We start from the raw sequence: 24,912 nt of genomic DNA on the forward strand, positions 1-24,912 counted from the left end.
ACAGTGGTTGGACCGACTGACCCCTGTTGTGGCCTTTGAACCGGGCCGAATCAAGGCAACCTGGGGTCAAAGGCGAGGCTTTTTCCTGAGGCTTTCGGTTAGGGCCTGGATTAATCGACAGGTCTCCGTGTCGGCGATGCCATCGAACAGGGCGGGGCGGAACCGGCGCTGGAAGGCGACCAGCGCGGCGACCGGATCGTCGGTGTCGTAACCGAGGATGGCGAGCCCGGCCACGGCCTTGGCCGGATCCGTTGGTCTGTCGCTGTGCGTGGGTGGGTCCGGCCACACGCCCACGCCCGCGCGGGCCAGACGCGCCCAGTCGAACAGTTCGCCGGGGTCTTCCTTGCGCGTGGGGGCGACATCGGCGTGGCCCACCACGGCGTTGGGGGGGAGGGCGTGGCGGGCCACGATGTCCCGGCACAGGGCTTCCACGGCGGCCATCTGGGGCTCAGGAAAGGGGCGGTAGCCGAACTCGTGGCCCGGGTTGACGATCTCGACGCCGATGGCGCGCCCGTTGACGTCGCCCCGACCTCGCCAGTGCGAAACCCCGGCATGCCACGCGCGCCGGGCCTCCGGCACCAGGTGAAACACGCGCCCATCTTCCTCGACCATATAATGGGCGCTGACTTTGGCCGCCGGGTCGCACAGACGCGCGAGGGCTTCGGCGCCGGTGCGCATGCCCGTGTAGTGCAGCACCAGAAGCTCGATCCGCTGGCCCGCAGGCCGCGCGTCGTGATTGGGCGACGGCGCCGAGATCATGGAATACCCGGTCATGACGGGCGGGACCGGTCCGTTGGCGCGCCGCTTTCGGGAAACTGGGTGGTGCTCGCCGCGTCGGCCGCGAGGTCGGGACACTCCGGGCATTCCGGGCCAGTGCCGACCGGCCGTCCCTTCACCGCCGAGCGGATCTGGACGATGCCGACCCCGGTTAGCGTAATGGCGCCTCCCACGACCTTCTGCCAGGTGGCCGGCTCGCCGAGGATCAGGATGCCCGAGGCAATGCCGAGGATCGGCGCCAAAAGGCCCCAGGGCGCGATGACGGTCATGGGGTGGCGGCGCACCAGGGCATACCACAGGGAATGCGCGATCAGGGATGCCCCGATGGCGCTGAACAGCACGCAGGCCCATGCTTTCCAGGGGGCGGTGTACAGGGCCTCGACATGGCCGTCCTCGAACAGCCAGGACAGAAGCGTCACCTGCGGTATCGCCAGAAGGCAGAGCCACCCCGTCATCGCGAGGGCCGAAAGGCCTTGCGAGAACTTCACGACGGCGTTGCTCATCGCCCAGGCGAAGGCCGCGAACAGCAGCATCGTGACCGGCAGCAGGGACGGCAAATTGGGCTCGCCGGCCACCACGATGACTCCGCTGAAGGCCAGGACAAGGCCGAGGATGCGGCGCCAGCCGATGACCTCCTTGAAGATCAGAATCCCCAACAGCACGCTGAACGGCGGGCCGGTCTGAATGATGACCGCCGCGGTGGCCGCATCGACGTACCGCATGGCGGAAAACAGGATGCCGAAGTGCAGCGTGCCGAACGTTAGGGACAGCACCAGGACGCTGCGCAGGGCTGCGCCCCGCGGGCGTGGCACGAACGGCACCACCAGGACCGCGACGATAAGAAACCGGATAGCCGTGAACATCAAAGGGGGTAGGTTGTCGGCCCCCACCTTGGCGGCAATGAAGTTCAAACCCCACAGGCCCTGAACGAGAAGGGCCAGCAGGATGTCGGTCACGGGCATAATCGGATGACCTTAAAGAAGCACGGGCGGAGTCGGCGCGTCGGAGGCGCCGGGCTGACCCGCAGAGTGAGACGCGCATCCGCTCGGCGCAAGCGCCGCGACGGCGGCGGCTACTTCAGCCCCCGCCGCTCCCGCACACGGTCATACGCATGGTTGATGGCCGCCATCTTTTCGTTGGCTTGCGCGATAAACTCTTCCGGCATGCCCTTGGACATTAGGACGTCCGGATGATGTTCGCGCGACAGCCGCTTCCACGCCGCGCGCACCTCTTCGTCGTTGGCGTTCGGCGTTACGCCCAGCACGGCGTAGGGATCGGCCTCGTCCCCGCTGGCGCGTTCATAGCGGGCATGCAGGCGGTTTATGGCCTCCGGGGGCAGCCCGAAAATACGCGCCACATCGTTCAGGAACGCGGTTTCGGCCGGGTGCAGGGCCCCCCCATCCGCCCGCGCGATCTGGTACAGAGACGCGAGCAGCTCCTCCAGCACCTGCGGGCTGTCGGAGAACAGGCGGGCGATCTGGCGGGCGTAGATCTCATAGCCATCGGCCGACTGCTTGGCCTGATCGAAGATCGCGCCCACCGCCTTCATGTCGCCCGGCGGGATCTGGAAAATGCGTTTGAAAGCCGCGACTTCGTCGCGCGAGACGTGACCGTCGGCCTTGGCCATCTTGGCGCCGAGAACGATCACGCCCACGGCGAACACCTGCTGTCGGGCGTCGGCGGTGGCCTTGCCGATGCGCTCGCGCAGGCCCGGCCGGTCGCTGGTACCGCCGCCGAGCCACGAGGGCCAGCCTTCCTTGTCGACCGCGTGGCCGGCGGCCGCGCCGACCAGGGCGCCCAGCGGACCGAGCACCAGGAATCCACCGACACCGCCGATAATCTTGCCCCAGACGCTCATGGCCACTTGCTCATGGGTTGCCCTCTCTCGCTCCCCAATAAAAGGCCGAAGCCGGCCCGGTGCGCGTTGTCCGGGCCAACATAGGGCGGTTTCCCCGCTGGGCAAAGGGGCATCGGACCGGCGGGGATCCCGCCTTCGGTGGCCGTGCCTGGCCCCATGCCGAGCCATCTCGATTTGAAGGGGCGTCTTTGCTACAGGAGAGCCATCCGTGCTCGCCGTCTCCGACTGAGACCCGACCGAGACCCGACCGAGAAAGGATCCGCCGCATGGCCTCCGTTACGCTGGATCCGGAGACCGAGTCCGCCATCGTCTTCGTGGAAGGCTACCGGCCCGGACTCCTGGCCGAAATCGTTGGTCTCCACATGGCCTACTACGCGCCGCAGTGGGGCTTTGGTGCGGCGTTCGAGGCCAAGATCAGTGCCGATATGGCGGCGTTTTTGCAGCAGTACCAGGACGACCGCGACCTTCTGCTTGCGGTGCGCGACCGCGACGGCGCTCTGGTCGGATCGGTGGTCATCCATGGCCCGCACGCCAGTCCGGGGGGCGAGGTGGAGGACGGCGCGCATTTGCGCTGGTTTATCGTGGACGATCGCGTGCGCGGTCACGGCCTGGGGCATGCTCTTCTGGAGTGGGCCGTGCGGTTCTGCGACGCGCGCCGCTATCCGCTGTGCTTTCTGAACACCTTTGCCGGCCTGAATGCCGCCCGGCATCTTTACGAGAGCCAGGGATTCACCCTTGTCGCGACATCGGATGTGGATCAGTGGTCCGGCGGGGTCCAGGAGCAACGGTTTGAACGGCTGCTCGTGGACTGACGGGGCGGTGTCTTATGGGGCACCGCGTGTTTTGGGGGCCTCAGAGGGGGCCTCAGGGCGTTGGTGGAGCAGCCCCCGCCGCCGTCAGGTCCATGTCCCGGACCTCGTGGCCCAGGCTGTCCAGGAAGAGCCGGAGATCGGCGGTTCGGATCGATGTGGTCGCCGTGTTGACCAGCGGGTGATAGTTCGCGACCGGGGCCGCCATCATCGCGCTGTCCAGGATCACGGTCACGCGGCGCTCGGCGTCGTGGATTAGGGCGAAGGGCGTCACAGAGCCCGGCTCCACCCGCAAAACCTCCATCAATAGGTCCGGCTTGCCGAACGACAGGCGCTTGCAGCCCAGGTGCTTGTGCAAATGGTTGACCGCGATATCGCGGTCGTGTGGGCAGACCACCAGAAATAGGGCGCCCTTGGCGTCCTTCAGGAACAGGTTCTTGCAGTGCACGCCCGGAATGGTGTCATGGGTGGCCTTTGCCTCCTCCACCGTGAACACCGCGGGGTGCTCCACAGTCGAGGTCTCGATGCCCAGGCCCGCCAGGCAGGCGAACAAGGAGTCCGTGTGTGCGGGCAGGGTCATGGCCGGATCCAAACGGTCCCTTGATCAGTCCCCGTGGTACTCTGCCTACTCCAGCTTTTCGGCCGGCAGGTTGCGGGGCTCGACCCCGCCCCAAGGCATGATGGGGACGGTGGAAAGCGAGTGCTTCGGGCTGCCTTCAATCAGCTTGTCGCTGATGACCAGATAGATCAGCACGTTGTTCTCGGTGTCGTAAAAGCGGCGGACGCGCAGCTTCTTGAACAGGATCGAGCGGCGCTCAGAGAACACGACCTCGCCGGCGTCGAAGTCTTCCTTGATCGTGATCGGTCCCACCTGACGGCAGGCGATGGAGTTGTTCGACGGATCCTCCGCCAGGCCGACCGCGCCCGACAGGCCGCCGGTCTCTGGACGGGACAGATGGCAGACGACGCCGTCCACCTTCGGGTCGGGCAGGGAGTCGATGCAGATTTTGTGATTCGGGCCGATCAGCTTGAACACCGTATCGACGCAACCGACCTCGTCGGCGTGGGCCGGTGCGGCGCTCAGCAGTGCGGCGGCCATCAGGGCGGTGATGGATGCGCCGATGCCGGCCTTTCCCACGGCGCGAAGGGTGTCGAGAGCGTGCAGGGCAGGGTCCTCCAAGAGAGCCTCAGGGCTTGGCGGCGGTCATGAGGTCCATGAACCGTGCAAACAGATACTGACTGTCTTGCGGACCGGGCGATGCCTCCGGGTGGTACTGAACGGAAAACACGGGCTTACCCTCAACCGCCAGGCCTTCCACGGTGCCGTCGAACAGCGACGTGTGTGTTTCCACCACGCCCGACGGCAAAGAGGTCCGGTCCACACCGAAGCCGTGGTTCTGGCTGGTGATCTCCACCTTGCCCGTGGTGTGATCCTTCACCGGATGGTTGGCGCCGCGATGGCCGGTGTCCATCTTATAGGTGGAAGCACCCAGCGCGAGGGCCAGGATCTGGTGGCCGAGGCAGATGCCGAAGACCGGTTTGCCGCTCTCGACCAGCTTGCGGACCACCGGTACGGCGTAGGTGCCGGTGGCGGCGGGGTCACCCGGCCCGTTGGACAGGAACACCCCGTCCGGCTCGTGGGCCATGATCGACTCGAAGTCGGTCGAGGCGGGGACGATGGTCACCCGGCAGCCATGCGACGCCAGCGAGCGCAGGATGTTGCGCTTGGCGCCGTAGTCGATCGCGACGACATGGAAGCGCGGATCGGCCTGCACGCCGTAGCCCGTCGCCAGGGACCAGCGCGTCTGGTCCCAGGTGTAGGTTTGGCCGCAGGTGACCTCCTTGGCGAGGTCCTGGCCCTCCAGGCTGGGCCAGCCGGCGGCCTTGGCGCGCAGCGCGGCCAGATCGAACAGGCCATCCGGCCGGTGGGCCAGCACGCCGTTCGGCGCGCCGACCTCGCGGATGCGCCGGGTCAGGCGCCGGGTGTCGAGCCCGGCGAGGCCGACGAGCCCGTGGGAGGCGAGCCAGTCGCTGAAGTGGCGCGTGGCCCGCCAGTTCGACGGCTCGGTGATTTCGGCTCGCAGAATGCAGCCGCGCGCGGCCGGCGTCAGGGACTCGATATCCTCGTCGTTGGTGCCTACATTTCCGATGTGCGGAAACGTAAACGTAATGATCTGGCCAGCGTAGGAGGGATCGGTCATCACCTCCTGGTAGCCGGTCATGGCGGTGTTGAACACCACTTCGCCCCCGGCTTCGGCGACGGCGCCGAGGCCGTGTCCCCACAGCACCGATCCATCGGAAAGCACCAGGGCGGCGGTGGCACCGGCGGGGCCCTGCACGGGGCCGTCGTCTTGCGCGGAAAAGGTCATGGAAGGGGCGGGTCCGGCTGGAGAAAACAGGCGCGGCTACTTAGGGCGTTCGGTGCCGCCAAGTCAACCGGCGCACCCTCGGGATTGCACGGGACCACAGGGCAGCGCATGGCTCCTCCGCTCGCGTAGGATTTGACAGGGCGGATGATCGCGATTAGCTCCCTCTCCCATCCGGACATGCCCCGGGGGGGACGGCACACACTCACCACTCGTGTCGAGAGGACACAGACGCATGCTGCGCGATCGTTTGAACGAAAACCTCAAGGTCGCGATCCGAAACAAGGACCAACGGTCCGTCTGCACCATCCGGCTGATTCTGGCCGCTCTGAAGGACCGCGACATTTGTGCGCGCGGGCGGGGCGAGGAGGTCAACGAGACGGACATCCTCAATATGCTCCAGAGCATGATCAAACAGCGCCTGGACAGCATCGCGCTGTACGAACAGGGCTGTCGCATGGATCTGGCGGAGCAGGAGCAGGAAGAGGTCGAGATCATCAAATCCTTCCTGCCGCATCAGATGGATCGTGGCGAGATCGAGTCGGCGGTCGATTCGGTCATTGGCGAGATCAAGGCGGCCGGCCTGAAGGACATGGGCCGCGTCATGGCGGCCCTGCGCGCGCGGTACGCCGGGCAGATGGACTTCGGCCGCGCCAGCCAGATGGCGAAAGCCCGTCTGGCGTAATGCGCGGGCTCCGGCCCCGCCTCAACGGCATTCGCGAGTGAAGGGGCGGGGAGTCCGGCCATGGCTCTGCCCAACCGATTTCTGGAAGAACTGAAAAGTCGGGTCAGTCTGGCTACGGTCATCGGCCGGCGTGTGCGGTTGATTCGGAATGGCCGCAATCTGAAGGCCTGTTGCCCGTTCCATAACGAGAAGACGGCAAGCTTCTATATCTACGACGACCACTACCATTGTTTCGGATGTGGGGCGCACGGCGATGCCATTTCCTTTGAGATGGCGGCGGGCGGCCTGTCGTTCATGGAGGCGATCGAGGCCCTGGCCGCCGAGGCCGGGCTGGAGGTGCCGCAACCCGATCCGCGCGAGCGTGAACGGGAGGCGCGGGCGCACAGCCTTGAAGAGGTCATGGAGGCGGCCTGTGCCTTCTTCCAGCAGCGTTTGCGTCTGCCGGAGGGCCGGGACGGACTGGCGTACCTGGAAAGCCAGCGCGGGTTGAGCGAGGCGACCATCGCTCATTTCCGCCTCGGGTATGCCCCGCCCGGCGGGGCCCTGCGCGCCCACCTGCGGCGCGAGGGCCTGGATGACACGACGCTGGCGGAAGCGGGGCTGATCGGCCGGCCGGAGGACACCTCCCGGGCGCCCTATGACATGTTCCGGGATCGGGTGATCTTCCCGATTCGGGACCGCAAGGGCCGCGTGGTCTCGTTCGGCGGGCGCGTGCTGGGTGACGGCAAGCCGAAATACCTCAATGGCCCTGAGTCGCCGCTGTTCAGCAAAAGCCGGTTGCTCTACGGCCTGTTTGAGGCGCGCGATGCCATCCGGGAGACCGGGGAGGCCATCGTCGCCGAAGGCTATATGGACGTCATCGCCCTGGCGGCGGCGGGGTTCGCTCAGACGGTGGCGCCGTTGGGCACAGCGTTGACCGAGTCGCAGATCGAGCTGTTGTGGTCGCTGGCGCCCGAACCGGTGCTCTGTTTCGATGGGGACGAAGCCGGCCAAAGGGCCGCGCACCGCGCCCTGGATCGCGCGCTGCCCCTGCTGACGCCGGGCCGGAGCCTTCGTTTCGCGCTGTTGCCGCCGGGGCAGGATCCGGACGATCTGCTGCGCGGCCGGGGGCCGGGGGCCATGCGGGCGGCGCTGGACGCGGCGCTGCCGATGGCCGAACTGTGCTGGCGAGTTTTGCGGGCCCGGAACCGCGTGGATACGCCGGAGCGCCGCGCCGCGCTGGAGCGCGACATTGAGCGCACGGTCGAGGGGATCGCCGACCGTTCGGTGGCGCAGCAGTACCGGGCCGCCTTGCGGGACCGGTTCTGGACCGAGGTCCGCGGCGCGCGGGGTGGCGGGCGGAGCGGGTCGGGGGGCCGTCGTCCGGGCGGAAAGGACCGCGCGACGGTCGCGGTGCCGTTTGCGGCCGTGCCGACGGGGGCGTTGCCGGCGCGACGCCTTCAGGAAGGGCTCATGCTCGCCGTGCTTCTGAATCACCCGGAGTTGTTTGATCAGGTGGCGGAGCGCATGGGGATGCTCGCATTCAGCGATCCTGGGCTCTCTAATTTGCGCGCGGACCTGCTTGTGGCCTGTGATGCGCGACTCCAGGGTGGAGAGCCGCTTGACAGGGATGACATCCTAGACCATCTCAGGAACGCCGGTCATGGGGCCATGCTGGATCACGTGTTAGGACCATCGGTGAGTCTGCACGCGGCCTTTGCCCGGCCATCGGCGACGCCCGAATCCGCCCTGCGGGGATGGGAGGATGCCGTGGCGCAACACTGTCGGACGGCGATTCTGGATGACTGCCGCGCCGCCGAGGAACACTTGGCCCTCGAAATGACGGAGGAAGCGTTGGACCGACTGAAGGCGTTGCAGGCGGTCAGAAGTCGCATCTTCGATCTGCCCGAGGGGGATGGCATTTGACACCGGAATAGTGGGGGTGTCCGGGACCGGGGGTGAAGGCCCGCCGGCTCGGAGGGGCTTTTCTGTTCCGGAATGAGCGGACGGACAACGTGGGTGGCGCGCGCCGGGCGGGGTGTGGCGCCGGGGTTCAGCGACTGACCGGTAGGTGATGGTCCCGGCGCCCTTCTGGGCTTGCCCAGGGGGGATGGGACCGACGGACGCGAAGCGTCTCGGGCGGACGGTACGAAAAGCGGAGCGGAGTGCGAATGGCTACGAAGGCGGCAACGACGGCAGAAGCGCGGGATGCGTCCGAAGAAGGCGGCGAGGGCCCCCTGCTGGATACGCTCAACGCGGCCGTCAAGAAGATGGTTCAGCGCGGCAAGGAACGCGGCTACGTCACGTATGACGAACTGAATCAGGCGCTGCCTCCAGACGACGTCTCTTCCGAGCAGATTGAGGACACGATGGCGATGCTGTCCGAGATGGGCGTCAATGTTGTCGAGTCCGAGGAGTCCGAGGGCGAGACGCAGGAGGCCGCGGAACCGGCCGAGACCCAGGCCTCGGGCAACATCAACGAAGACGAGATGGGGCGCACCGACGATCCGGTGCGTATGTACCTGCGCGAGATGGGCTCGGTCGAGTTGCTGTCGCGCGAGGGCGAAATCGCCATTGCCAAGCGTATTGAAGCCGGTCGCGAGATGATGATCGGCGGGATCTGCGAGAGCCCGCTGACGATTCGCGCGCTGCTGCGCTGGCACGACGATCTGGTCGCCGGCAAGATGCTGCTGCGAGAGATTATCGATCTCGAAACGACCTACGATGGCAACGGGAACGGCCACGGATCCGGCGGCGGTGCCGCTGCTGCGACCGGCGACGGTGACGGTGACGGCGAGAACGCTGCCGAGACCGACGGAGACTCCGAAGAGCGGAGCGATTCCGCAGGCCCCGCCGCGCCGGCCGGGGATCGTCCCGCCTCTGCCAACGACGATGAAACGGAGTCCGACGACGAAAGTTCGGATGGCGAGGACAGCGGCGGCGGCGAGGAAAACAGCATCTCGCTGTCGGCCATGGAGGAGCAGCTCAAGCCTCAGGTCATCGAAACCTTCGAGCAGATTGCCGCCACCTACGGCAAGCTGAAGAAGGTGCAGGATCAGCGCTTGGGCCTGCTGCAAAAGGGCGACGTCGTTCCGTCGGCGACGGAAAAACGGTATGACAAGCTGCGCCACGAGTTGATCGACCTGATGGAGGGTGTGCATCTCAACAACGCCCGCATCGATCAACTCGTCGAGCAGCTTAATGACCTCAACAAGCGCCTGATGACCCTGGAAGGCCGCCTGTTGCGTCTGGCGGAACGCGCCAAGGTGAAGCGTCTGGACTTCCTGGACGCCTACTATGGCCGTGAGCTGGATCCGACGTGGTTGGAGGACCTCGGGTCCCGGCCCGGCAAGGGCTGGCGCGACTTCGCCGCTCGCTTCGAGCGCGACATCGGCGATCTGCGCGGCGGCATCGCCCAGGTGGCGGAGACGTCGGGCCTGCCGATTTCGGAGTTCCGCCGCGTCGTCCAGACCGTGCAGAAGGGCGAGCGCGAGGCCACCATGGCCAAGAAGGAGATGATCGAGGCCAACCTGCGACTCGTGATCTCCATCGCCAAGAAGTACACCAACCGCGGCCTTCAGTTCCTGGACCTGATCCAGGAGGGGAACATCGGCCTGATGAAGGCGGTGGATAAGTTCGAGTACCGGCGCGGCTACAAGTTCTCGACCTATGCCACCTGGTGGATCCGGCAGGCGATCACGCGGTCGATCGCGGATCAGGCCCGCACGATCCGTATCCCGGTGCACATGATAGAGACCATCAACAAGCTGGTCCGCACCAGCCGGCAGATGCTGCACGAGATCGGTCGTGAGCCGACCCCGGAAGAACTGGCGGAAAAGCTCCAGATGCCGCTGGAGAAGGTGCGTAAGGTCCTGAAGATCGCCAAGGAGCCGATCAGCCTGGAGACGCCGATCGGCGACGAGGAGGACAGCCACCTCGGCGACTTCATCGAGGACAAGAACGCCGTCCAGCCGCTGGACGCGGCCATCAACGCCAACCTGCGCGAGACCTGCACCCGCGTGCTGGCCAGCCTGACCCCGCGCGAAGAGCGCGTGCTGCGTATGCGCTTCGGCATCGGCATGAACACCGACCACACCTTGGAAGAGGTCGGCCAACAGTTCAGCGTGACTCGCGAGCGTATCCGCCAGATCGAGGCCAAGGCGCTGCGCAAGCTGAAGCATCCCAGCCGGTCGCGCAAATTGCGCAGCTTCCTGGATAGTTAATACGGATCGGCCATGAATCGGACGCGACCGATTCATGGCCTTTGCTGCGTCGCGGCGCCGCTATGACGCCGCACTGAACGCTGAAAACGCCGTGCGTGACCCTGTGTCATGCGCGGCGTTTCCATGTCGGGGGTGGGGCTCCGGATGAGTCATGCCGGTGCTCTCTCCAAAGTCCCCGCTCACTGCTCCAGCGGCATGATCGCTTCCCAGCGGTGCAGGGAGTCCAGACCCTCGAACACGATGCCATCGTAGCCCAGGTCCATCACGGCCACGAAGAAGGTGCTGAGCAGTGCCTTCCACGCCGGGTCCCAGAACGCCGTGAACTGGGCGCCGGGCCGGCCGCGCGCGGTCGCCTGTAGCCAGCGGGGCTCGCCCGGAGACCAGCCCGGGGACCAGTAGTAGGCCGTCTCGTGGGCCATGCCGACGTCGAACGTCGCCAGGACCATGCGGCGCGCGCCGAGCTTTTTGTAGCGCAGCGCGGCGACATCCTCGCGGCCCAGGGCGACGCTGCCCAGCGCGAACGGGTTCAGGATCAGCAGATCGTGGTTGGTGTCGCGCAGGGCCCCGATCAGGCGGCTGGACTCCCCATAGCCGCGCGCGTCGTTCAGCACCAGCACCGAGCGGGCCTGATGGGGATCGGTGATGTTCTCGGCGTTCTCGCCATAGGGATGCCCCTCCGGCACCGTGTCCAGGCGGCCGTTGGGGTCGGTGTCGGCGTGGATCATCACGCCGGCCTCCGCCGCACGCCGCCGCGCCTCCGCCACCACCTCGAGGTCGGCGCAATGGTCGATGGAGATCAGCACGAGATTGAGGGAGCCCAGACGCGCGAGGTCTTCGTCGGACACGGGCGGTTCGCCGCAGAACTGGCCGTCCATCACGATGCCGTCGACGGCGCCCAGAAAGCCGGCGGCCGGCTCGCCGACGCCGGCGGCGGGGCTGTCCGGATCGGTCACGCCGGCACCGGCCGCCGCTGCCTTCGCGGCCTCCAGCACAGCCTCCCGGTGGGCGCGGAAGGCCAACGGGGTGCCGTTGCGGGCCAGGACGGCGAACCCGGGATCGCGCGAGCGTGCGTAGCGCGACAGCTCCTGGACGACCCGGCGCAGTTCCTCACGCACGTTGGGCATCAGGGTCGGCGGCACGGCCAGCAGCGGCTCGCCCGGATCTTCGGCCGCCCGGCGGGCGGCCTCCCGCGCCTCGCGTTCCTGGCGATAGCGGTCCATGAGGCCGCCGCGACGGTCGCTGTCGTCCACCAGCCCCTGGGCGTCCATGCCCTCCTGCTCCGGCGCAAGACCGAGATCGCGGAGTTGGTCCATCAGGCGCTCGGTTCCGGGTGATTGCGCCTCCTGCGCATGCGCCGGGGTCGGTGGGGCCGCCGCCAGTCCGGTGGCGATGGCGAGCCCAAGGGCGCCCATGCGCGTGGCCGCGGTTCGTGTCATCCGTTTGCGCGGTACCGTCATGCGGCCCACTCCCCCACCATGTCAGCGATCGCCAGGCAACTCGTCAGGCCCGGACTTTCGATACCATACAACGCGCTGTACCCGGGTACACCGGTCTCCCGAGGTGATTGGATCAGAAAGTCCCGCGCGGCCTCCCCCGGAGCCTGAATCTTGGGCCGGACGCCGGCATACGATGGATGCAGGGCATTGTCCGGAAGCCCCGGCCAATAGCGGCGGATGCTGTCGGCGAAAACCGTCGCCCGGTCCGCGTCCACCGTGTAGTCGATTCCGTCGGTCCAGGTGACGTCCGGCCCGAACCGTCCCTGGCCGCCCAGGTCGATGGTGTAGTGGATGCCCAGCCCGGCCTGTCCCGGCACCGGGTAGACGAGGCGGCGGAACGGCGCGCGGCCCGTTAGCGCGAAATAGCAGCCCTTCGCGTAGTACTGCGGCGGGATGGGGTCGACCGGCACACCGGCCAGGGCGCGGCTCACCGTCGGCGCGCCGTGCCCGGCGCAATTGATGACGCCATCCGCCCGCAGCCGCATGGGCTCTGCGCCCCCGACCGCTAGTTCAAGACCGTCGTCCGTGACGCGGCCCCCGAGCACCGGCGCCTTGACGGCCAGCATGGCGCCGTGAGCCTCCGCGTCGCCCAGCAGCGACAGCATGAGGCCGTGACTGTCCACGATGCCGGTGGTGGGGGAGTGCAGGGCGGCCACGCAGTCCAGCCCGTCCGGCTCCAGCGCCATCGCCTCCGCAGCGCTCAACAGCGGCAGGTCCACGCCGGCCTCGGCGGCCCGGGCCTGCACCGCCCGCAGGCCGTCGATCTCCGCCGCACCGCCGGCCGACGTGGCGACGATCAGCTTTTCGCAGCGGGCGTGCGGGATGCCCCGCTCCGCGAGGTAGGCGTAAAGCTGCCCCTTGCCCCGCACGCACAGCCGGGCCTTCAGGCTGTTCCGGGGGTAATACAGGCCGGCATGGATGACCTCGCTGTTGCGCGCGCTGGTCTCGGTGCCAAAGGCCTCCGCAGCCTCCAGGATGACGACCTCGCGCCCCGCAAGGGCCAGCGCCCGGGCTACGGCGAGCCCGACCACGCCGGCCCCGATCACAATCCGCTCCACACGCTCCACGGGCTCTTTGATCCTCCGTCTGACCGGCCACGGTGCCATTCTGGCGGGCGAGTCCGGTTGTCGGGGCGCCCTGGGCCGGGCAGAGTGTGCGGACCGGCCCCGCACCGGTCAAGGCCGACCGCCCGGTGGGTTCGGTAGGATCGAAGAGTTCGCGGGCGTTCCAGCATCAGGGAAGGGCTTGCCATGGCGCACCGCGCCGAAGCCGCGCCGTCTGTACCATCGTCTCGTGAGGCGCGCCGGGCCAAACGGCGGCTCGGCGCCGATCCGGAGGCCTGGGACGAGGCCTACCGCGCCGATGAGTTCGCCCGCCTCCACACGCTCAAGGAAGCGCCGCGCTACGGTATCATCGGGGCGTGGTTGCGCCATCTGGTGCCGGACGACGGGCATGTTCTGGACGGCGGCTGCGGCGAGGGCGCGCTGGTCCGCCATGTCCTTCGGGACCGGTCCGGGGTTCACTACACCGGCTTTGATGTGTCGGCGGTGGCTCTGGAGACGGCCCGTCGCGTGATCGGGCCGGATGATGCGCATCGGGCGCGTCTGATCCGGGCGGGGTTGGCCGATTTCGAGCCGCCGGATCCGGCGGAGCGGTACGACGCCATCGTCCTGACCGAGGTGCTCAGCTATAGCGGGGAGTCGGTATCCTGGCTGCCGCGCTTCCGGCGTTGGCTGGCGGCCGACGGGGTGATGGTGGTGACCCTTCAGCATCCGCGCCGGCCCGACAGTGGTGCCAACGGGCCGTTTCGCGCCATGCACGCGACCATGGACGGGGACATGTGGACGGTGCTGGACCGGGCCACGCTGACCAACCCCCGCTCGGGCAACGCCTGGGACCTCTGGGTGTTTCGCTGACCGCGGCGGTCGTATGTAAAACCGGTCGATGAGCGGACGAGTCCGTTCAGGGGCCGACGGTGCAAGGAGGCGGTTGCATGCTGGACCCCCGTGTCGCCCTGGCCGTGTTCTGCGAGGACATCCGGCCGGAACTCGGCGACAAGCATTCGTTCATGGGCGTGTTGACCGGGCCTTTGGTGATGCGGGGCACGCCGCCGGCTCTGATGACGCGGCTGGCCGTGGCGGTGTGGTTGATCTGCGACCTCGGGGATCTGCCCACGCGGTGCGCCGTGTCGGTGCATCTGGCGGGGACCGGGGCGGAGCTGACCCGTTACGACGTCAAGGGCGCCGCGTCGGCCGCGATGCCGGATGACGCGACCCGCAAGCAGATCCTGTTTTCGGCGTGCCAGGTGCCTCCGTTCGATCTGAAAGGGCCCGACACCGTGGAGGTCTGGACGCATCCGGACGATGGAGAGGCCGTGCGTGCCGGTCGGCTTTCCATCCGATTCGAATCCGGAATGGATGGAGTCGGGGCGGGACTTTGACCTCTTTTCGATCCCACGCCCAAAAGGCGCACACGAAAAGAGAAGGCGATCCGCCCATGGATCCGCCTTGGTTTTGGAACGTCCCAATGCCCGAGGGTCCGCTTTTCGCGCGGCATTCCCTGCGTTTGGACCGAAAGAAGGGCGAGAAAAATCGTTCGATCCGTATAAACATAGTTCTAACGATACGTGCCCGCGTGCGGGCTTTATAGAGCGAAGGCTGATTGCTCTCAGGACTCTCATACGAAAGAATCAGTGTTCTGGGTGTCTTGCCTCAAATACGATGGATGTCAGGTTTTGTGACGCAGCGTTGAACGCCTTGACGTTTTTTAGGCGGTTTTGCGTTTCTGCAACAGGAATGTTATGGTTTTGCATGAATTGGGCGCCCTGCTCCCGCAACCAACTGGCGTTTCATCGGTGGTGGTGCGGCGGGGCCGGATGGCAGAACGGCCGGTGTGACAAAGGCCGAAGCCCAACGGCAAGCCCAGGGGTGAGACGTTCTGGAGGTGAGACATAGGAATGCCGTGGCGGGACGACCCGGCGTCTCAAGGACAACGGAGAGTACGCGCCATGCTGACTATTGAAGATTGCATCGCCTTTTGCGGTATGGAGGCCGACGAGGTTGAGGCGATGGCTGCCTTCGAACGGTTGCCGACCGTTGTTGCCGCCGAATGGGTGGCGCGGGAAGTCGATTCGACCACGGGCCGGGTTCGCGTCGTGGCGATCCTTGAAGAGCGCGCGGGCGAGGCCCGGCTCCGAGGTGACTTTGAAGCGGCGGATGATTTGGACCGAATCCTGGCGCGCGAGCGCGCCAGGCTCGGTTCAGAATAGATAAACGCAACAGGACGCGGAACGGGCGTCCGTTGCGCGAAGAAACCGGGGGCCGCGGTTTCGGCCCACGCACTCTTCGGGATGGTCGGGTTCGCGGTAACCGGCCTTGGGGTGGCCGGGCGCAGCGGTGCCGATATGGGGTGCCGACGGAGAAGGCCGAGGTGGGCGGCTTCGGCAGGGTTTGTTCCGATCGCGACGGCCCGAATGCGACTGCCCGAATGCGACTGGAGGCACGATCATGAGACTGGATCCCGAACGCATCAAGGCGCTCACGGCGTCAACGTCCTCGTACGTGGCCGCCATCGCGGAAAGCGAGGAATTGCTGCCGATGCTGGCGGCGGCCTGGACGGAGATGACGCTCCGCCAGCCGAAGGGACACTATACCATCCGCGAGGTTCTGGATCGGGCCGCCGAAAAGGCGGAACGCCAGGGCGACGCGGTTACGGGAGCGCGGTATCGTCGGGCGCTCCGTGACTTTGAGGATCAGTTCGCTCAGTCGCTTCCGGAAACGGCCGCTGCGGAATAGTGAGGCGCCGGCTTGCGTCGCCCGTTCCCCTCAGGCGCGCACGGAAGGTGTGACACGTGCCACACGTGACAATGGCTCCGGCTGGTATGGCCGGAGCCATTGCTGTGTCGGCCCTTTATAGCAAATCCCGAGCAATCTGGACCCGATTGCGACGACGATTTTCTTAAGATTCAATAGGCTAGCGCGTTTTGCAGCATCCGGATGCCATGCAAAACGCTCTAGTCACCGGAGGGCAGCGCCGGTTCGTCGTCCTTTCGCTCCCGCAGGCGTTCAAGCTGCGCGCGGAAGGCCTCGCAGGGGTCGACGTCGTCCAGGGCGGGCGTCAGCATGATCAAGTCGAAGGGCTGAGGGGCCGTCGCAACGGGAGCCTCCGTGTCCCGCAGATCGGCGGGGGTCGGGGTCGCGGGCAGATCGGGGCCGATCTCTAGAATGCCCACGGACACGGAGCGGACGTCCGGCGCGCGCTGCGCTAGGTACCAGGGCACGGCCCGGTCAGACCGCACATGCCCGTTTCCCGCGATCAGAACCGCGCTATCGGTGTCGTCGCGCGCGCGGCCGCTCAGCAGGGCGCGTGCCATCTCGCCGTCCCGGACGCGCTGCGCGGCGATCATGCCGGGCAGGGCGGCGTCTGGCAGCATATCGCAGTGGCCACGCCGGATCTCCGCACCTAAGGCCTCGGTCAGGTCTGTGGGAAGCGGGACGTCCAGGGCGCGCGGGGCGAGACCCTCGGCCCCCAGGACCGCTTCGGCCCCTGCGCCGGCCACGCGGCGGACGGTGTCGGTCGGAAGGTTTCCCGGCAGCACCGGCAGGCCGGCGTTCAAGGCGACCTCCGCGATGGGCTGGTAGTGCGTCCAGTCCGGCCAGCCGCTGTCCGCCCAATGGACGGCCGCACCCAGGCCGGCCGCTGTGGCGTCCGCATTGGCGAGATACTCTGCCAGCGCGGGACCTTGCCGGCTGTCCAGCATCTCAAGAACCAGCGCCGGTCGGCGCCCCGCCGTGACCAACCCCTCAAGGATCCAGGCTTGCGCCCGGTGGTGGTCGGGGTTGTCGTGCTTTTCCCCCAAAAGGACGACATCGGCGCCGCGCAGACGGTTGGCCACGGCGGCGGCGTCCAGCACGTTGGCCGTGGCGGGGTCCAGCAGCGCGCCGGCGAGCGGATGCTCGGCCCGGATCGACGTGGTCCAGTCTCCGCCCCAGGGCGGCGCGCCGGCGTGAGCGCCCGCGATCGGAAGGGCGAGGGCGGACCAGACAACCCAGGGGGCGAGGGCGCGGGGCGGGCAAAGCATGTGGCGGGATCCCGTGTGGTGACGATGGCCGCGCGTCTGGCGGTCCATGGGCCGCCGCACGCACAGTCCCACGATACGGGCCCGCGTCGGTCCGGATCAACTGCAGCACCCGCACACGGTTTTCCGCGTGGGCGGGGTACCACCGGTCGCGCAATGCCCGCGTCCAAGCCTCCATGGCGTCGTTGGCCACCGGCATCGGGGCCTGCCATGAACGTAATGTCGAACGGCCCGGGACGTTCGGCGATGCCAGGTGAGCGGGGCCTCACGGTCATCACGGGCCAAGCCGGCCGGCGAGACGCCGAAGCGGAACACAATGGTGCGGGCGCCGGCGATCTCCGGTGCGATCTGGCCGCCGAGCGACCGCATCGCCGTTTGCGCGCACGGAACCTCCAATGATAGACGGGGTCCTTTTCCTGAAGCGTGTACGGGCGCAAGGAAGACGGCTCGCTTGGCACCCGGCCTTGCGATCCTGTCTCCGATACGGCGCCACCCGCCAGGCGAAGCGGGTCTTGGCGGCGCCCTGGGTGAGGTCTCGTGGTGAGGCAATCGCCGTCGAAGAGCGAAATGCTCAAGTAATAGCCGTATTATTTTTATACCCGACAAAGTTACTGCAATATTTCGCTTGAGGTTGTCGCCGCAGCTGGGCACGCTTTTGCCTGTAGGGGGCGGGATCCGTGTGTCTCCATTCTTCCGCTCGTTCGGAGGCTTGCGGCTGTTGCGGACGTCACACAGGACCGGTGGTGTCCACGGGCCGCGACCCCGCGTGTGTGCGAGGGCGGCGCCACGGCTTTAAAACGAAAGAAAATGTCCGTTCGCGCAGGGGCGGATGGCTCGCGGTGTATTCGGGTCTCGGCAGAGGAGGTGATCGTGGGCGACAATGTAAAGAACCCGCCACTTTCCATCAGCGACTTCAAGGCGAACGGTCGCCTGCACTTACGTCAAAGCGACGTTGATGCTTTTGGCACAACGAAGCCCGTGCGGGTGGTGGAACTCCCCGCCGGGTTCCGGCTGTTCAAGCTCACCAAGGGTGAAGCGCCAGCCCATCCCACATACGGCGTCACACCCTGGTGGTCACCCGTGCTGCCCTATAGGGAGGACTATGAAGGTGCGCTCGGGCGCTATCACCAAGCCAAGCTCAATAAGATCGATATGAGCGCGATGGTCCGCTACATGTCGGCGGTATGTATCGACTGGAACGACCTCGACAATTACATCGAAGTCGTCACGCAGGTTCCGATCAGTGCGTTCTGGGGGACCTTCGCGGCCCAGAAAAAATGGTCGGATGCGGGCAAAAAAAGCCTGCACAAGGAACGGCAGGTGAGTGTGTCGGGCATCGGGGCGGAGGATGCGCGGCTTCCCGACGATATTGGGGTGCTCGAAGCTTGGCAGTTCTTTATCCCGAAGCTGAAGGACGAGCACATCACGCGCCATTCCATCATCAACGCCCACGACATGGTTGCCCTGGGCATCCATTTCGGCTTCGTCTGATGTGGGGTGAGTCGGTCGGCTTCAAAAGAAAGGTGGTGGGCCCGGCAGGACTCGAACCTGCAACCAGACCGTTATGAGCGGCCGGCTCTAACCAATTGAGCTACAGGCCCCCAAGGGCGAGGCGATCGCCGGATCCGATACGGTTCGGCGTGCCGGCTCCCGGGAGAGGCGAAACTCTAGTCGTTCGCCCGACCCGGTCAAGGAGATTTATGACGACCGTAACGGTCCAAACGCCAGGCGTCAGACCGCGACCAGGGCGGCGGCGACGTGCCGGTCCTCGGCCATCAGTACGTTGTAGGTTCGGCAGCCGGCTCCGGTGTCCATCGGCTCCGGCACGATGCCGTGGGCGCGCAGGGTCTGCCGCAGAGCCGCCGGGATCGGGGCCATGGAGGGGCCGCCTCCAACCAGAAGGATATCGATGGTCTCGGCTGCGTCCAGGATCACGGCCAAGCCCTGCTCGCTGACCTCCCCGGACCAAGCATGCACGGTCTCCGGCATCACGATGACGGACCCGGCGTGCTGGACCCCGCTGATGCGGAAGGCGCCGTCGCCGTAGGCCTGCACGACTTGCCGGTGGCGGGGGACTATGGGGGAGATGTCCATGGGCCGTCGCCTCGTGTCCGGGGTGGCAAGGGAGTACAAACGCGTGACGTGGTTCACGAGGTCCCCACGATCAACCCGGCGGACCCAAAACGGACCACCGGGGGATCGGCGTGGCGTTACGGACGCGCCTCGGCGTTCGGGGTCTCCTCCGTCGGCTCTTCGCCAGCGATCGCCTCCCGGCGCAGGTCGAAATAGGCCAGGATCGGCACCGCCACATAGATGGTGGAGTACGTGCCGATGATGATGCCGAACGCCAGCGCGGCGCTGAAGTTGCGCAGCACGTCCCCCCCCAGGAACAGCAGGGAGAGCACGGCGATCAGGGTGGTGAACGACGTGAGGATGGTGCGCGACAGCGTCTTGTTGAGCGACAGGTTCAGCAGCTCGATCAGATCCAGCTTTTTGTACTTGCGCAGCTTCTCCCGCACCCGGTCGTAGACGACCACGGTGTCATTGATGGAATAACCGGCCAGCGTCAGGACCGCGGCGACCGTCGTCAGGTCGAATTCCAGCCGCAGGAGGGAAAACAGGCCGAGCGTGACCAGCACGTCATGCACCAGCGCCACCATGGCCCCCACCGCGAACTGCCATTCGAACCGGAACCAGATGTAGACCACGATCGCCAGGATCGAGAGCGAGACCGCCCAGATCCCGGCCTCGATCAGTTCGGACCCGACCTTGGGGCCGACCAGCTCGACGCGGCGGTAATCCACGCTGTCGCCGAGAACGCTCTGGATCGCCTTCAGCGCGGCGCCTTCCTGTTCGTCCGTCGTGTCTGCGGGCTGCTGGACGCGGATCATGACGTCGCGTGCGTTCTCGCCGATATGGGTGAGCGAGACGGCGCCGAGACCGAGCCCGTTGAGGCGGGCGCGCATATCCGCCATGTCCGGCTCAGACGGCATGCGGGCCTCGACCAGAATGCCGCCGGCGAAGTCGATGCCGAAATTGAGCTGCTGCACGGCCAGCGAGGCCACCGATGCCAGCATGAGCACGATCGAGAGCACGAGCGCCACCAGCCGGCGCTTCATGAAGTCGATCTTGGTATCGACCGGGATGATGTTGAGAAGCTTGGGCATGGACGGGATCCTCAGATCGGCAGGGTTTTGGCGTGGCCGCGCCGCAACCATGTGACGACCATCAGGCGGGTCACCATGACGGCGGTGAACATGGACGAGACGATGCCGAGGCTGAGGGTCACGGCGAAGCCCTTCACGGGGCCGGAGCCGAAATAGAACAGCAGGCCGGCGGCGACCAGCGTGGTCACGTTGGCGTCGACGATGGCTTTGAACGCCTGTCGGAAGCCGGTCTCGATGCTGTTCATCAGGGTGCGGCCGTTGCGCGTTTCCTCGCGCATGCGCTCAAAGATCAGCACGTTGGCGTCGACCGCCATACCCATGGTCAGGACGATGCCCGCGATCCCCGGTAGAGTCAGCGTTGCCCCCAACAGACTGAGGGACCCGAGCAGCAGGAACAGGTTGACGAAAAGGGCCACGACCGCCATGCCGCCGAACAGGCCGTAACTGGCGAGCATGAACACGACCACCAGAACGAACCCGAGCCCGCTGGCCAGCGCGCCGGCTTCGATCGAGTCCGCGCCCAGGCCCGGTCCGACCGTGCGTTCCTCCAGCACGGTCAAGGGGGCGGGCAGGGCGCCGGCTCGCAGCAGCAGGGCCAGGTCCTGCACCTCCTGGACCGAGAAGCGGCCAGAGATTACACCCGATCCGCCCAGAATGGGCTCACGGATCACCGGGGCGCTGATGACCTGATTGTCAAGCACGATGGCGAGATTCTGCCCCACGCTTTCCTGCGTGACCCGTCCGAACCGGCTGCCGCCGGCGGTGTCGAAGCGGAAGCTGACAACCGGCTGGCTGTCCTGGAACGACGCCTGGGCATCGACCAGACGGTCGCCCGACACCTCGATCCGCTTGCGCACGGGATAGCTCTGCGGACCGCCCGCGTTGTTGGGCGCTGCCGGAAGAATGACGGTGCCGGGGGGCACCTGACCCGACATCATGTCCTCGGCGGACACCCGTTCGTCCACCAGATGGAAGTTCAGCTTGGCCGTGCGCCCGATCAGGTCCTTGATCCGCTGCGGATCGTCGACGCCCGGAAGCTCCACGATGATCCGGTTCTCGCCCTGTCTCTGAATCGTGGGCTCCCGCGTGCCGGTCTCATCGACGCGCTTGCGCACGATCTCGATCGACTGGTCCACCGCCTGACTGCGGCGTTCGATCAGCGCCTGCTCGGTCAGGCCCATGACGAAGCGACCGTCCGCTTCTTCCGTGACCTCGACCGCGGTGTCCAGTCCGGCGAGCAGGGTCCTGGCCTGGGCGCGCTGCCCGGCGTCCGGAATCGTCACGGCTGCGGACTCGCCCTCGACACCCAGCCCCACATACCGGATGCGGGCCGTGCGAAGCTCCGCCCGCGCGTTTTCGACCAGGGCTTCCAATTGCTCCTGGACGACCACCTTGGTCTCGACCTCCAGCAGCAGATAGGAGCCGCCTTGCAGGTCGAGGCCAAGCGTCACCGGCTGCCACCAGGAGGGCAGGGCGTCGGCCTGGCCGCGCAGAGCGTTCGGAACCGAGAAGAACAGGCCGGCAAGGCAGATGGCCAGCACAAGCCCGGTCTTCCATTTGGCGAAATAGAGCATTGAAAACGGCCTTCGGTGTCAGCGGGCGGTCCGGGGGAGGGGACGGAACGTGTTAGGACTTCTTGCCGGAGAGCAGGCTCTTGAGCTTGCCGGCGGCCCCGCCGTTGTCGTTGCCGGTCGCGGCCGGCGCGGCAGCGGTCTCTTCATTGGCGGGCTTGCCCTTGCCGTCGCCGCCGCCGGACACCGGCTCGGTCTTCGACAGCACGTTGGCGATCATGTCGCGCATCACACGCACGCGAACCCCGTCCGCAATTTCGACGGAGACTTCGGTGTCGTTCTGGACCTTGACCACGGTGCCGATGATGCCGCCGTTGGTCACGATACGGTCGCCGCGCCGGATGGCCTCCAGCATGGCCTTGTGCTCCTTCATCCGCTTCTGCTGCGGGCGGATCAGAAGGAAGTAGAAGATGACGAAAATCAGGATCAGGGGCAGGAAAGCGCCCAGGCTTCCCATGGCGTCGCCACCGGGGGCGGTCTGGGCAAAGGCGGGACTGATGAGCATCCGCGCGCTCCTTAGATTCGGGGTGTTGGGTGGGCGGCCGCGCGGCGGGTGGGCGGGCGCCTCCGGATGTTCGGAGCCCGGACTATACTCATCCGGCGCCGCGTTGCAAACGCGACCGTACGGCAGCGTTCCCGGCCTTGGGGCATGGGCCGGAAGGTGGGTGCCGCGCATGGTTGTCGGGCCGCCGGGGCATGGGCCGGAAGGTGGGTGCCGCGCATGGTTGTCGGGCCGCCGGGGCATGCTATGGTGCCGCGGCCGTTCCGGCTGGCCGAGACAGGATGGAGCCCCGTGTTCATGCCGAACTTTGATCTTGCGATCCGTGCCTTGCAGGATATTGCCGAGTGTTTGAAGAAGGTTGTCCCTGCGGCGGCGGCCGTGACGGACATCAACGCCGCCGATGCCTTCGTGTGGCATGCGGAAACCAAGCACCTGGAGCCGGTGCCGGTCGTCAACCGGATCCCCCTCGATCTCCTCCAGGGGATCGACCGGCAGATCGAGACCCTGGCCGAGAACACCCGCCGCTTCGCGCGCGGCCTGCCGGCCAACAACGCACTGCTCTGGGGCGCGCGCGGCACCGGGAAAAGTTCGCTTGTGAAGGCGGTACACGGTGCCGTTGCTGGGGAACTGCCCGAATCCCGACTCGCTCTTGTGGAAATCCATCGCGAGGATATTCCGACACTGCCGCTGCTTCTGACGCGGCTGCGCGGGTGCGGGCGGCGCTGTCTGCTGTTCTGCGACGATCTGTCGTTCGACGGTCAGGACACGAGCTACAAGTCCTTGAAGGCGCTACTGGAGGGCGGGATCGAGGGCCGCCCGGACAACGTGCTGTTCTACGCTACGTCGAACCGCCGCCACCTGCTGGCGCGGGAGATGGTGGAGAACGAGCAGTCCACCGCCCTGCATGCCGGCGAGGCGGTGGAGGAGAAGGTATCGCTGTCGGATCGCTTCGGCCTGTGGCTCGGCTTTCACAACGTCGACCAGGAGACCTTCGTGACCATCGTGCGGGGCTACGTGCGGCACCACGGCCTGGCGATTGATGACGAGGCCTTGCGGCGCGAAGCCATCCAATGGGCCACGACCCGGGGCAGTCGGTCCGGCCGCGTAGCCTGGCAATACATTCAGGATCTGGCCGGTCGGCTGGGGCAGCCTCTGGCCGGCTGAGTTCGGTGGGGCGACGGCCCGGGGATCACTGGGCGCCCGGCCGCTGCCTTTCCCTTACGCCGCGGGTGGCGGGGTTGGCTCTCGCGTGGCGTCGATCGCCTGCCGCAGCAGGCTCTGAAGCGTCTCAAGCTCGTCGATGACCGCGCGGACCTCCGCCTGCTTGTCGGTGTCCAGACCCGGGTGGGACGCATCCGAGGGCCCGGTCTCCGTCGCATCGGAGAGGGGCTCGTCTGTGTTCGGTGTCGTCGCGTCGTCCGATTCGGGGGGATCCGGAAGTGCCAGCCCGACCGGCCCCAGCGGGCCGCCCTCGGCCGCCGCGCGCTCTTGGCGCTCCTGAACGGTCGAGACCAGGGCCTTGGCGCCGGTGTCGCGCAGCAGCTTCTGCACGCCCTTGATGGTATAGCCCTCTCGGTACAGCAGGTCGCGCAGAGTCGTCAGTAGGACGACATCCTCGGGCCGGTAGTACCGCCGGCCCCCCCCCCGTTTCATGGGCCGGATCTGGGAAAACTTGGTCTCCCAGAACCGCAGGACGTGCTGCGGGACGTCAAGTTCCGTCGCGACCTCACTGATCGTGCGGAAGGCCGCGTCGGATTTTTGTGTCCTGCGTCCGGCGCCTTCCCGTGCCTGGCCTCCCGCCACCGGCTTGTCCTTTCGATCGGAAATTTCGGCCCCCGGCATCACTCACTCCCGTGAGGATCGTGGTCCTCTTTGTTGATGCGGGATTTCAGGAGCTGCGAGGGACGGAATACCAGCACCTTGCGGGGCATGATGGGAACCTCCTCGCCGGTCTTGGGATTGCGACCGATGCGTTGCCCCTTTTCCCGCACCGAAAAGCTGCCGAACGAGGAGATCTTGACGGTCTCCCCGCGGGCCAGCGCCAGGGACATTTCCTGAAGCACAGACTCAAGAAGGTCGGCCGACTCATTGCGGGACAATCCGACTTCTTGATAGACAGCTTCGCTGAGTTGCGACCGCGTGATGGTTTGCCCGCTCATTGTCTGTCACCCTTCGTCCCGGTCCCGTCCGCCACGAGTCGCCGCGAATGGGCCCGGTGCTGGCCCGGAACCATGTGATCGTCCGCCTCGGTCCTTTGTCGGGGGCAGGGACGCCGGAGGCTCCCGGGACCGGTCCCTCTGGCCGGCATGCCCCGCCGCCGGGGCGGTGGTGGACGACCCGGAAGACCCGCCAAGAGCAGAGGGCTTCCGACCGCGAAAAGACTACCGGGTCACCGGAAAGTC

The 24,912-nt window shown here is 66.8% G+C and carries 25 protein-coding genes and 1 tRNA gene; 10 read left to right on the forward strand and 16 right to left on the reverse strand.

Annotated features, from left to right (window positions below; genetic code table 11):
• Positions 1-66: 66 nt before the first annotated feature.
• The 3 genes from GGD82_RS00675 to GGD82_RS00685 all read right to left on the reverse strand — a co-directional run bounded on the left by GGD82_RS00675 (position 67) and on the right by GGD82_RS00685 (position 2,635).
• A complete protein-coding gene (locus GGD82_RS00675; protein ID WP_150060679.1) occupies positions 67-774 on the reverse strand; it encodes an N-acetylmuramoyl-L-alanine amidase in 708 nt (235 codons plus the stop codon).
• Complete coding sequence (locus tag GGD82_RS00680) at positions 771-1,739, reverse strand: DMT family transporter (protein ID WP_150060678.1); 969 nt, start codon at positions 1,737-1,739, stop codon at positions 771-773. The genes GGD82_RS00675 and GGD82_RS00680 overlap by 4 nt, the downstream gene beginning before the upstream one ends.
• A gap of 110 nt (positions 1,740-1,849) precedes the next feature.
• Complete coding sequence (locus GGD82_RS00685) at positions 1,850-2,635, reverse strand: TerB family tellurite resistance protein (protein WP_150060677.1); 786 nt, start codon at positions 2,633-2,635, stop codon at positions 1,850-1,852.
• 266 nt (positions 2,636-2,901) lie between these two features.
• Between GGD82_RS00685 and GGD82_RS00690 the strand changes: the two genes are divergently transcribed.
• Positions 2,902-3,447, forward strand: a complete 546-nt coding sequence (locus tag GGD82_RS00690) for a GNAT family N-acetyltransferase (RefSeq protein ID WP_211364672.1) — start codon at positions 2,902-2,904, stop codon at positions 3,445-3,447.
• Between the two features lie 52 nt (positions 3,448-3,499).
• On the opposite strand, the gene GGD82_RS00695 is transcribed toward GGD82_RS00690, so the two are convergent.
• From GGD82_RS00695 to carA, 3 genes are read right to left on the reverse strand one after another with little or no spacing between them, the layout of a single operon-like run.
• The gene (locus tag GGD82_RS00695) at positions 3,500-4,024 is read right to left on the reverse strand and encodes a prolyl-tRNA synthetase associated domain-containing protein (protein WP_150060676.1); all 525 of its coding nucleotides are present in this window, start codon (positions 4,022-4,024) and stop codon (positions 3,500-3,502) included.
• A 45-nt stretch (positions 4,025-4,069) separates the two neighbouring features.
• Entirely contained in the window at positions 4,070-4,624 is a 555-nt protein-coding gene (locus tag GGD82_RS00700; RefSeq protein ID WP_425468496.1) for a CreA family protein, read from the reverse strand.
• Positions 4,625-4,631: 7 nt separating this feature from the next.
• Positions 4,632-5,813, reverse strand: coding sequence for a glutamine-hydrolyzing carbamoyl-phosphate synthase small subunit (carA, locus tag GGD82_RS00705; protein WP_150060675.1), 1,182 nt, complete (start codon positions 5,811-5,813; stop codon positions 4,632-4,634).
• A 232-nt stretch (positions 5,814-6,045) separates the two neighbouring features.
• On the opposite strand from carA, the gene GGD82_RS00710 reads away from it, so the two are divergent.
• The 3 genes from GGD82_RS00710 to rpoD all read left to right on the forward strand — a co-directional run bounded on the left by GGD82_RS00710 (position 6,046) and on the right by rpoD (position 10,697).
• Positions 6,046-6,495: a GatB/YqeY domain-containing protein gene (locus GGD82_RS00710; protein WP_150060674.1), complete on the forward strand. Its 450-nt coding sequence runs from the start codon at positions 6,046-6,048 to the stop codon at positions 6,493-6,495.
• Between the two features lie 60 nt (positions 6,496-6,555).
• The gene (gene dnaG, locus GGD82_RS00715; RefSeq protein WP_150060673.1) at positions 6,556-8,400 is read left to right on the forward strand and encodes a DNA primase; all 1,845 of its coding nucleotides are present in this window, start codon (positions 6,556-6,558) and stop codon (positions 8,398-8,400) included.
• Positions 8,401-8,645: 245 nt separating this feature from the next.
• Positions 8,646-10,697, forward strand: a complete 2,052-nt coding sequence (rpoD, locus tag GGD82_RS00720; RefSeq protein ID WP_150060672.1) for an RNA polymerase sigma factor RpoD — start codon at positions 8,646-8,648, stop codon at positions 10,695-10,697.
• A gap of 179 nt (positions 10,698-10,876) precedes the next feature.
• On the opposite strand, the gene GGD82_RS00725 is transcribed toward rpoD, so the two are convergent.
• Both GGD82_RS00725 and GGD82_RS00730 read right to left on the reverse strand, forming a co-directional pair.
• Positions 10,877-12,154: a hypothetical protein gene (locus GGD82_RS00725; protein WP_150060671.1), complete on the reverse strand. Its 1,278-nt coding sequence runs from the start codon at positions 12,152-12,154 to the stop codon at positions 10,877-10,879.
• Positions 12,151-13,260: an NAD(P)/FAD-dependent oxidoreductase gene (locus tag GGD82_RS00730; RefSeq protein ID WP_184013210.1), complete on the reverse strand. Its 1,110-nt coding sequence runs from the start codon at positions 13,258-13,260 to the stop codon at positions 12,151-12,153. The genes GGD82_RS00725 and GGD82_RS00730 overlap by 4 nt, the downstream gene beginning before the upstream one ends.
• A 183-nt stretch (positions 13,261-13,443) precedes the next feature.
• Here GGD82_RS00730 and GGD82_RS00735 point away from each other — a divergent pair, with 183 nt between their 5' ends.
• The 4 genes from GGD82_RS00735 to GGD82_RS00750 all read left to right on the forward strand — a co-directional run bounded on the left by GGD82_RS00735 (position 13,444) and on the right by GGD82_RS00750 (position 15,987).
• Positions 13,444-14,109, forward strand: a complete 666-nt coding sequence (locus tag GGD82_RS00735; protein ID WP_150060669.1) for a class I SAM-dependent methyltransferase — start codon at positions 13,444-13,446, stop codon at positions 14,107-14,109.
• A 77-nt stretch (positions 14,110-14,186) separates the two neighbouring features.
• Positions 14,187-14,633: a hypothetical protein gene (locus tag GGD82_RS00740; protein WP_150060668.1), complete on the forward strand. Its 447-nt coding sequence runs from the start codon at positions 14,187-14,189 to the stop codon at positions 14,631-14,633.
• Positions 14,634-15,200: 567 nt separating this feature from the next.
• On the forward strand, positions 15,201-15,461 hold the full coding sequence (locus GGD82_RS00745) for a hypothetical protein (protein ID WP_150060667.1): 261 nt from the start codon (positions 15,201-15,203) through the stop codon (positions 15,459-15,461).
• A gap of 238 nt (positions 15,462-15,699) precedes the next feature.
• Complete coding sequence (locus GGD82_RS00750) at positions 15,700-15,987, forward strand: hypothetical protein (protein ID WP_150060666.1); 288 nt, start codon at positions 15,700-15,702, stop codon at positions 15,985-15,987.
• Between the two features lie 218 nt (positions 15,988-16,205).
• Here GGD82_RS00750 and GGD82_RS00755 read toward each other — a convergent pair whose 3' ends face one another.
• A complete protein-coding gene (locus GGD82_RS00755; RefSeq protein ID WP_170284118.1) occupies positions 16,206-17,273 on the reverse strand; it encodes a ChaN family lipoprotein in 1,068 nt (355 codons plus the stop codon).
• An 867-nt stretch (positions 17,274-18,140) separates the two neighbouring features.
• Here GGD82_RS00755 and GGD82_RS00760 point away from each other — a divergent pair.
• A complete protein-coding gene (locus tag GGD82_RS00760; RefSeq protein WP_150060664.1) occupies positions 18,141-18,761 on the forward strand; it encodes a hypothetical protein in 621 nt (206 codons plus the stop codon).
• Positions 18,762-18,794: 33 nt separating this feature from the next.
• On the opposite strand, the gene GGD82_RS00765 is transcribed toward GGD82_RS00760, so the two are convergent.
• From GGD82_RS00765 to yajC, 5 genes are all read right to left on the reverse strand, one after another.
• A tRNA-Ile gene (locus GGD82_RS00765) sits at positions 18,795-18,871 on the reverse strand.
• A gap of 130 nt (positions 18,872-19,001) precedes the next feature.
• A complete protein-coding gene (locus tag GGD82_RS00770) occupies positions 19,002-19,364 on the reverse strand; it encodes an Mth938-like domain-containing protein (RefSeq protein WP_150060663.1) in 363 nt (120 codons plus the stop codon).
• A gap of 116 nt (positions 19,365-19,480) precedes the next feature.
• Entirely contained in the window at positions 19,481-20,437 is a 957-nt protein-coding gene (gene secF, locus GGD82_RS00775) for a protein translocase subunit SecF (protein WP_150060662.1), read from the reverse strand.
• Between the two features lie 11 nt (positions 20,438-20,448).
• Positions 20,449-22,011 carry a protein translocase subunit SecD gene (gene secD / locus GGD82_RS00780; protein ID WP_150060661.1) on the reverse strand — a complete coding sequence of 521 codons (1,563 nt, stop codon included), beginning with the start codon at positions 22,009-22,011 and terminating at the stop codon, positions 20,449-20,451.
• A gap of 52 nt (positions 22,012-22,063) precedes the next feature.
• Positions 22,064-22,513 carry a preprotein translocase subunit YajC gene (yajC, locus tag GGD82_RS00785; RefSeq protein ID WP_150060660.1) on the reverse strand — a complete coding sequence of 150 codons (450 nt, stop codon included), beginning with the start codon at positions 22,511-22,513 and terminating at the stop codon, positions 22,064-22,066.
• A 294-nt stretch (positions 22,514-22,807) separates the two neighbouring features.
• Between yajC and GGD82_RS00790 the strand changes: the two genes are divergently transcribed.
• On the forward strand, positions 22,808-23,674 hold the full coding sequence (locus tag GGD82_RS00790) for an ATP-binding protein (protein WP_150060659.1): 867 nt from the start codon (positions 22,808-22,810) through the stop codon (positions 23,672-23,674).
• A 54-nt stretch (positions 23,675-23,728) separates the two neighbouring features.
• Here GGD82_RS00790 and GGD82_RS00795 read toward each other — a convergent pair whose 3' ends face one another.
• Together GGD82_RS00795 and ihfA are read right to left on the reverse strand one after the other, a co-directional pair.
• The gene (locus tag GGD82_RS00795; RefSeq protein WP_150060658.1) at positions 23,729-24,352 is read right to left on the reverse strand and encodes a MerR family transcriptional regulator; all 624 of its coding nucleotides are present in this window, start codon (positions 24,350-24,352) and stop codon (positions 23,729-23,731) included.
• Positions 24,352-24,669 (reverse strand): integration host factor subunit alpha, encoded by a 318-nt coding sequence (ihfA, locus tag GGD82_RS00800; protein WP_150060657.1) that lies wholly within the window; start codon positions 24,667-24,669, stop codon positions 24,352-24,354. The genes GGD82_RS00795 and ihfA overlap by 1 nt, the downstream gene beginning before the upstream one ends.
• Between the last annotated feature and the right edge of the window lie 243 nt (positions 24,670-24,912).

Origin of the sequence: Roseospira marina (genome assembly GCF_014197855.1) — a bacterium.
Classification (GTDB): Bacteria; Pseudomonadota; Alphaproteobacteria; order Rhodospirillales; family Rhodospirillaceae; genus Rhodospira; species Rhodospira marina.